This window comes from Brevundimonas sp., from assembly GCF_013823285.1.
Taxonomy (GTDB): Bacteria; Pseudomonadota; Alphaproteobacteria; order Caulobacterales; family Caulobacteraceae; genus Brevundimonas.
Genome location: NZ_PNLV01000104.1, coordinates 1 through 7,871, shown reverse-complemented (window position 1 = coordinate 7,871; position 7,871 = coordinate 1). Strand labels below are relative to the sequence as shown.

The window sequence follows — 7,871 nt, the reverse complement described above, 5'->3', positions numbered from 1 at the left end:
AGATCAACCCCGCCAGCGGCGACGACGGGTCCGCATACATCCGCTTCTTCATTCGTCCCGCCAGATAGGCTTCCCGCCCGGCGATCACCGCGTGCTTCATGGCCCGGGCCATGCGGATCGGCTCGCGGGCCTCGGCGATGGCGGTGTTCATCAGCACCCCGTCACAGCCCAGCTCCATGGCTACTGCCGCGTCCGACGCCGTGCCCACGCCTGCGTCCACCAGCACCGGCACCGACGACTGCTCCACGATCAGGTGAATATTGATGGGGTTCTGCACCCCCAGACCCGACCCGATGGGCGCGCCCAGCGGCATGATGGCCACGGCCCCGGCGTCCTCCAGCTTGCGCGCATAGACCGGATCGTCGGTGCAATAGACCATCACCTCGAACCCCTCGGCGGTCAGCAGCTTCAGCGACCGCAGGGTCTCCTCCATGTCGGGGAACAGCGTCTTCTGGTCGGCCAGCACCTCCAGCTTGACCAAGGTCCAGCCGCCCGCCTCGCGCGCCAGCCGCAGGGTCCGCACCGCCTCCTCGCCCGTGAAACACCCGGCCGTGTTGGGCAGGTAGGTGTAGCGCTTCGGGTCCAGGAAGTCGGTCAGCACCGGCTGGCCCGGATCGGTCAGGTTCACCCGCCGCACCGCCACGGTCACGATCTCGGCCCCCGCCGCCTCGGCCGCCGCGGCGTTGACGGCGTAGTCCTTGTACTTGCCCGTGCCCACGATCAGGCGCGAGGAGAAGGTCCGTCCGGCGACGGTCCAGGTGTCGTTCGTCTGGCTGGTGTCGGTCATGCGGTTCACCTAGGCCGCCGCGTCGCCGAGGGAAAGGGCCAGAAACGGCTTTTGATGGGCAAGCCAGGAACGGCGGCTCTAGCCGTTCAGCGCCTTCATCGCAGCTTCCGGATAGCGATCGCCATCGGCCGCGCCCTTGGGAAACACCGCCTCGATCCGGGACAGGTCGTCGGGCGTCAGGGTCACGTCGAGGGCGCCGACATTCTCCTCCAGCCTGTGCACCCTCTTGGTGCCGGGGATGGGGACGAGATCTTCGCCCTGGGCCAACACCCAGGCCAGCGCCAGCTGGGCCGGGGGGACGCCCTTGTCGGCGGCGATGGCTTTCACCTCGTCCACCAGCCGCAGGTTGCGGGCGAAATGCCGTCCCTGGAAGCGGGGGTTGGATTTGCGGGAGTCGCCGTCCTCGAAGTCGTCGGGCGAGCGCAGCGCTCCGGTCAGAAAGCCGCGACCCAGTGGGCTGTAAGGCACAAAGCCGACACCCAGTTCGCGGCACGCGGGCAGAATTTCGTCCTCCACGTCGCGGGTCCACAGGGAGTATTCGGTCTGCAGCGCCGTGATCGGATGCACGGCGTGGGCGCGGCGCAGGGTGGCGGCGGACGCCTCGGACAGGCCGAGGAAGCGAACCTTCCCCTCCGCCACGAAGCGGGCCATTTCGCCGACTGTGTCCTCAATGGGCGTCGCCGGGTCGACCCGGTGCAGGTAGTAGAGGTCGATGGTCTCGATGCCGAGGCGCTTCAGGCTGCCTTCCAAGGCCCGACGCGCATTGGCGGGCGAGCCATCCAGGGGCATGCCGCCGCCGGCCACGTAGTCGGTGCGGATGCCGAATTTGGTGGCGAGGAAGGCGCGGTCGCGCTTTCCGGCCAGGGCCTTGCCGACCAGTTCCTCATTGGTGTGCGGGCCGTAGATTTCTGCGGTGTCGAACAGGGTGATGCCCAGATCCAGCGCCCGGTGGATGGTGGCGACGGACTCCGCCTCGCTGTCGGCGCGGCCGCCGTAGAAGGCGCTCATACCCATGCAGCCCAGACCGATGGCTGAAACCTCGGGGCCGTTCCGGCCCAGCGTGCGCGTCTTCATGGGCGCTCTCCTGCTGATGGGGGGAGGGAACCGGCGGGCGTGGCCGCCGCCCGCTTTCAGTTGGGCGCCGTCCGGGCGGGATTCAAGGCGCGTTGATGGCCCGGATGGTCGGGGTTGCGTCCAGGGCGTTCGGCTCGATGGCGGGAGCGCGCAGCTTCAGATGGGCGAACATGGTCCGGGCGCCGTCCAGATCGTCCTCGGCCAGCGGGCGCAGATGCTCGCCGTCGCGCACGCCTGGCAGGATGGTCAGGGTGACGCTGTTCATGACGTTTCCGCCGACCAGATGGAACAGGCCCGCCGCCGCATCGACCCGCACCACGATGTCGCAGTGAAGCGGAGCGTACTCGCCGCTCTCGCGACGCCGATCGGCGAGCGACCGGTAGCTGGCCGAACCGCGCGCATTGCACAGCAGGTCGCCGGGCTGGACTTCAGCCTCGCCCGCGTCGTGGGCCACGAAGGCGGCGTCCGGCGCCTGGCCGTCGCGGGCGCGGATGGCCTGGTCGATGTAGACCCGGTGCGAGATGTCGCGCGCGAACTGGCTCATGTCGCCCAGCCCGCCCTCGCACATGACCCAGCTTATGAAGGCAGCGGACCAGGGCTGCACCCAGTCGATGGGGCGGTCTGTGCGGCGCCATTCCCGGTTCTGGTCGCCGATGACCTCGGCGCCGTCGGGGGTCGCCGACCAGTATCCCGCGATGCTGGCGGTGACGCGCTCACGGTTTTCCCAATCGCCAGAACGCAGCATGTGGCGCGCCTGTCGCGGGGCCGGGCGGCGCGGGTTGAGGGCGTCGGGCACGACCCCGTCCGGCAGGCGCCCCGTCTCCACCGGACGGGCGTCCACGGTCTGGAAGCCGAAGAAGGCCCACTCCTGAACCGCCACGTCGACGATGCGGCGCCGCGCCCAATCTGTCGGGCCGAGGCGGCAGCCGGGCTGGATGACGCGCATGGCGCCCGGTTCGCCCGAGACGCGCTCGGACGGCGGGATCACATCGAAGGCGTCGCGGGACAGTCGCGGGGTCTGCGCATGAACCGGCGCGGCCAGGCCGAGCGCGACAAGCGCGGCTACAGCGGCGCGCACGCCGCCTCCAGCCAGGCGCGGACGTCGTCGTCCACGTGGGGGCCGATCTTGTCGAGCACCTCGGCGTGATAGGCGTCCATGTACGCCCGCTCGTCCGGCGTCAGCAGACCCACCTCAATCAGGCGCCGGTCGATGGGGGCGAAAGTGAGGGCCTCGAAGCCATGCATGGGCCGTTCGCCGCCCTCGACGGGCGTGGCGGGCGTGACCACCTGCAGGTTTTCAATGCGGATGCCCCAGTGGCCGGGCTTGTAGTAGCCCGGCTCGTTGGAGACGATCATGCCCTCCAGCAGCGGTTGGGTGTTCACCGCCTTGGCGATGCGTTGGGGGCCTTCGTGCACACCCAGATAGCTGCCGACGCCGTGACCCGTGCCATGGTCATAGTCCAGACCCGCCATCCACAGGGGCAGACGCGCCAGGGCGTCCAGCTGATGGCCCGTGATCCCCGCCGGGAAGCGCACGACGGTCATGGCGATGTGACCCTTCAGGACGCGGGTGAAACGGTCCTTCTGCTCGACCGTGGGCTCGCCGATCGCCATGGTGCGGGTGATATCGGTGGTGCCGTCCAGATACTGGCCGCCGCCGTCCACCAGCAGCAGGCTGCCGCTCTCGATGCGGCGGATGGTGCTGGTGACAGGCTTGTAATGCGGCAGGGCGCCGTTGGGACCCGCGCCCGCGATGGTGTCGAAGCTGAGATCCTTCAGCGCGCCGGTGGCCTCGCGGAAGCCTTCCAGTTTTTCCACGATGGCTCGCTCGTCAGGCAGGGTCTGCTGCGCCTCGGTGGCGACCCAGTGGAGGAAGTTGGCGATGGCGGCGCCGTCGCGGATGTGGGCCTGGCGACTGCCCTCGATCTCCACCGCGTTCTTGGTGGCGCGCGGCAGGGCGCAGGGATCGGCCGCGCGGACCACGGTCGCGCCCGCGGCCTCCAGCTGATCGAAATACCAGGCCGAGGACTGGGCCGGATCAATCAGGACGCGATGGCCCTTCAGATCGGCGATGGCGCCGGGCAGGTCGTCGGGGGTCTCAAGCGAAACCTGATTGCCCAGCCACGACGGCAGGTCGTCGGTGACCTTGGCGGGCTCAAGGAACAGGCGCGCGCTTCCGTCGGCCTTGAGGATCGCCTGGGCCAGAGGCAGGGGTGTGCGGATCACGTCGCCGCCGCGGACGTTGAACAGCCAGGCGATGGACGACGGCGCGGTCAGGACGGCGGCGTCGGCGCCCGCGTCGTCCAGCCCCTGCCCCACCCGCGCGCGCTTGGATGCGCTGGTCTCGCCCGCGTAGTCGTCCGGGTGGGGGACCACCGGCGCCTGCGGCTGCGCCGGACGTTCGGCCCAGGCGGCGTCGACGGGATTGATCTCGACCGGCTTCAGCTCGGCGCCGGCCTTGTTGGCCGCGCGCCTGAGACCGGCCAGGGCGTCGGGGCTGTGCAGACGCGGATCGTAGCCGATCACGGCGCCCTTCGGCGCCCTGGCCAGATAGGTCGGGACATCGTCGGGATAGGACAGGATGTCGAACTGGTTGGCGTCCACCTGGGCGCGGACCTGAACGGTGTAGCGGCCGTCAGCGAAGACGGCGGCGCGGTCCGTCATGACCACGCCGGCCCCCGCCGAGCCGGTGAAACCGGACACCCAGGCCAGCCTGTCGTTGGCGGCCGGGAGGTATTCGTTCTGGTGCTCGTCCTCGTGAGGCACGAGGAATCCGTCGAGGCCCTGGGCCTTCAGTTGCTCGCGGACCCGCGGAAGGTGTTTCGCGCCGAAGGACGGGTCGGTGGTTTCGTCAAAGGTCTGTCTCATGGGCGCGACATAGCATCTCTATCCCCCCGATGAGGAGAGGCCATGTACCGGGAGACGCCGCTAGGGCGCGAGGCAGCGGTTGCAGTTGTCCTCCGTGAAGCGCCCGTTGCACTCCCGAAGGGCCACGTCCCGACCGAGGCTGGGCACGGCGCCCCTGTAGGCCTCGCAGGCCTCCGGCGGAATCGGCGTCACCGGGGTCTGGAGCCGGACCAGTCCGTCCTCGACGATGGTCATGCGAGTCCCCGCCGGGTCGGTCCGAAGGTCGATGGCGTCGCGCCCCTGCCAGAGGCGCAGGGCTGCCGCATTGTCGGGTCCCGCCACAAACAGGGCGTTCTGTTCGCTCTGCCTGTTGTCGAGCGTCAACAGCACATTGCCCGACGGCTCGAACGTCGCATAGCCGCTGCGCTCGCGCCCGGCCCCGTCATAGAGAATGACGCCCGCGGCTTGCTCGCCGCGAACCAGTCGTCGGCCATCGACCACGGCGTCGGGCAGATCGCCGCTGATGCGGACGCGCTCGACCCCGTCGGGATCCACGACCACCAGTTCCGACACCCGCAAGGCGCGGGGCTCGTCCGACACGAAGGCAGCCAGCCCGACCGCCATCAGGACCGCCAGCATCCCCATCTGCACGCGCGACTGCAGAGTCACCCGACGCAGTCGCCGGTTCATGTCCGCAAAGTCAGACGTCCCGTCCATCGTCACCCCTCCCGATCGACCGGACCCGTCCGGTCTCGGAAAAAGGATAGACCGCGCCGGACGCGACACGAGTGAATTCGGCTTAATGTCGGGGTGACGTCCCTACCCGACGCGCCTCAACACCAAGGCGCTCCAGGCGTCGCGGTGGATGCGCCGCTCCAGCCGGAAGCCTCGCGACAGGTAGGCGGCGGAGACGCGGCGCTCCTGGGTGCGGAGCAATCCCGACAGGATGGCCACGCCGCCCAGCTTCAGCGAGGTCTTGATGTCCTGGGACAGCGCCACCAGCGGCGGGGCCAGGATATTGGCGAACACCAGATCATAGGGCCCGTGACCGCGCACCGTCTGATCGTTCAGACCCGAGGCGTGGACGAAGCGGGCCGGCGCTGCGTTCAGCTTCGCGTTCTCGTTGGCGATGCGCACAGACGGCTTGTCGATGTCGGTGCCCAGCGCGACGCTGCTGCCGGTCTTGGCCGCCGCGATGGCCAGCACGCCGGTGCCGGCGCCCACGTCGAGCACCCGCTCGAACCGTTCGCGCTTCAGCAGTTCGTCGAAAGCCACCAGACAGCCGACCGTGGTGCCGTGGTGCCCGGTGCCGAACGCTGCGCCCGCATCGATCATCAGATTGACCGTGTTGACCGGCACCCGGCCCTGGTCGTGGGCGCCGTAGACGAAGAAGCGCCCGGCGCGCACCGGCGGCAGGCCCGACAGCGACATGGCCAGCCAGTCGGCGTCCGCCAGCTTCTCGATCGCCACGCGCAACTCCCCCTGCTCGCGCAGCCGCGCGGCGACGCCGTCCGCTTCCTCTGCCGACGTGGGGAAAGCGTCGATGCGCCAGATGCCCTTGTCCTCGTCCTCTTCCAGGATCGAGTAGGTCGCGCCCTCCAGCATCGGATCGGCGTCGATGGCGGCGGCGGCGGCCTCGGCGGCTTTTCGCGCGCCACGCGCAATTATTTGAACAGCGGACTCGGACATTTCTCAAACATGGGTATGGTGTGGAATCGCAAGACAGGAGCGCGCCCCTGCGCGCTCGTATCACCGAGGGGTCGGGGAATACATGGCCAAGAGTCCAACCACGTCGAAAACCACCGCCGCGAAAAAGCCCGCGACGGCCAAGTCCACGACGACGAAATCCGCCGCGGCGAAGCCCGCTATCAAGGCTGCGGCGCCCAAGGCCGCCGCCAAGCCGAAGACCACGGCCGCAAAGGCTCCGGTGAAAACCACGGCGGTCAAGGCGCCCGCCGCGCCGAAGACAGCCGCCAAGACGCCGGCTCGCAAACCCGCCGCGAAGGTGACGACGGCCGCCAAGAAGCCCGCCGCCCGCACCTCGGCCGCCAAGCCCAAGACCTCCGCCGCGACCCGTTCGACGGCGACCCGGTCCACAGCGCCGCGTCGCACAACCACGGCTACGCGTCCCACACCGGCGCCCGCGCCGAAGGCTGCTCCGACGCCCGCGACCGCGGCTGCTCCGGCCGCCCCGGCGCCCGCCGCTTCGACTTCGTCGTCGCGCAGCGCTCCGGCGAAGAAGGGCATCCTCGCCCGCATCGGGGACGCGATCTTCGGCAAGAAGTAACTCGCGCCTGAAACGACAAAGCCCCGGACGGTCGGACCGTCCGGGGCTTTTTCATGCCTTGCGCGCGGCGGTTACGCCGGGGGCAGATCCTCGGCCAGGATGGCCATCTCGAACATGAACGAACCGTCGTCGTCCTCGTCCTTGAAGACCACGCCGATGAACTCGTCATCCACATAGACCTCGGCGGAGTCGTTCTGCTTGGGGCGGGCCTTCAGGTTGATGCCGCCGGTGTTGAAGGTGCGCTTCAGATGGGTCTCGATGCGCTTGATGTCGGTGTCGTTCACGGTGGAGCGGCCTCTATGATTTGAAGGCGCGGACCCTATTGAAGCCCGCGCCGCTTTTCAAACGCACTGAACAGAAATCAGATCACGAAGTCATAGGCGATGTCGGCCAGGGTGTGGTCCATGGTGCGCGCAGGCTGTTCGCCGGTGGGGCAATTGACCAGACGCGCGGGCACGCCGGCGGCGGTGCAGTGCGCAGGCACGGGCTTCAGCACCACCGAGCCCGAGGCGATCTTGGCGTAGTCGCCGATGGTGATGTTGCCCAGCACCTTGGCCCCGGCGCCCAGCAGGACGCCGCGCCCGATCTTGGGATGGCGGTCGCCCCGCTCGGCGCCCGTGCCGCCCAGGGTCACGGCGTGCAGCATGGAGACTTCGTCGCCCACCACCGCCGTCTCGCCGATGACGATGCCGGTTCCGTGGTCGAAGAACAGACCGGCGCCCAGTTGAGCCGCTGGATGGATGTCCACCTGAAACAGTTCGGACATGCGGCTCTGAAAATGGAAGGCCAGGGTTTCGCGCCCCTGGGTCCACAGCCAGTGGGATATCCGGTGCGCCTGGATGGCCTGAAAGCCCTTGAAGTAGAGGAACGGCTGCA

Annotated in this window: 9 protein-coding genes; all 9 read right to left on the bottom strand. The window is 69.0% G+C overall.

Annotation, left to right across the window (positions count from 1 at the left end; translation table 11 throughout):
• Positions 1-787 (bottom strand): thiazole synthase (locus tag C0461_RS12105; protein ID WP_292107289.1); only part of this gene is annotated, 787 nt, incomplete at its 3' end.
• 78 nt (positions 788-865) lie between these two features.
• Complete coding sequence (locus C0461_RS12100) at positions 866-1,861, bottom strand: aldo/keto reductase (protein WP_292107287.1); 996 nt, start codon at positions 1,859-1,861, stop codon at positions 866-868.
• A gap of 82 nt (positions 1,862-1,943) precedes the next feature.
• Complete coding sequence (locus tag C0461_RS12095; RefSeq protein WP_292107284.1) at positions 1,944-2,939, bottom strand: DUF2272 domain-containing protein; 996 nt, start codon at positions 2,937-2,939, stop codon at positions 1,944-1,946.
• Entirely contained in the window at positions 2,924-4,729 is a 1,806-nt protein-coding gene (locus C0461_RS12090; RefSeq protein ID WP_292107281.1) for an aminopeptidase P family protein, read from the bottom strand. The genes C0461_RS12095 and C0461_RS12090 overlap by 16 nt, the downstream gene beginning before the upstream one ends.
• 60 nt (positions 4,730-4,789) lie before the next feature.
• Positions 4,790-5,425, bottom strand: a complete 636-nt coding sequence (locus C0461_RS12085; protein ID WP_292107278.1) for a hypothetical protein — start codon at positions 5,423-5,425, stop codon at positions 4,790-4,792.
• A gap of 102 nt (positions 5,426-5,527) precedes the next feature.
• Positions 5,528-6,397, bottom strand: a complete 870-nt coding sequence (locus C0461_RS12080) for a 50S ribosomal protein L11 methyltransferase (RefSeq protein WP_292107275.1) — start codon at positions 6,395-6,397, stop codon at positions 5,528-5,530.
• Between the two features lie 60 nt (positions 6,398-6,457).
• On the bottom strand, positions 6,458-6,988 hold the full coding sequence (locus tag C0461_RS12075) for a hypothetical protein (RefSeq protein WP_292107273.1): 531 nt from the start codon (positions 6,986-6,988) through the stop codon (positions 6,458-6,460).
• A 78-nt stretch (positions 6,989-7,066) separates the two neighbouring features.
• Positions 7,067-7,279, bottom strand: a complete 213-nt coding sequence (locus C0461_RS12070) for a DUF3126 family protein (RefSeq protein ID WP_021697123.1) — start codon at positions 7,277-7,279, stop codon at positions 7,067-7,069.
• Between the two features lie 77 nt (positions 7,280-7,356).
• On the bottom strand, positions 7,357-7,871 hold a 515-nt coding region (gene epsC / locus C0461_RS12065; protein ID WP_363378484.1), incomplete at its 5' end, for a serine O-acetyltransferase EpsC.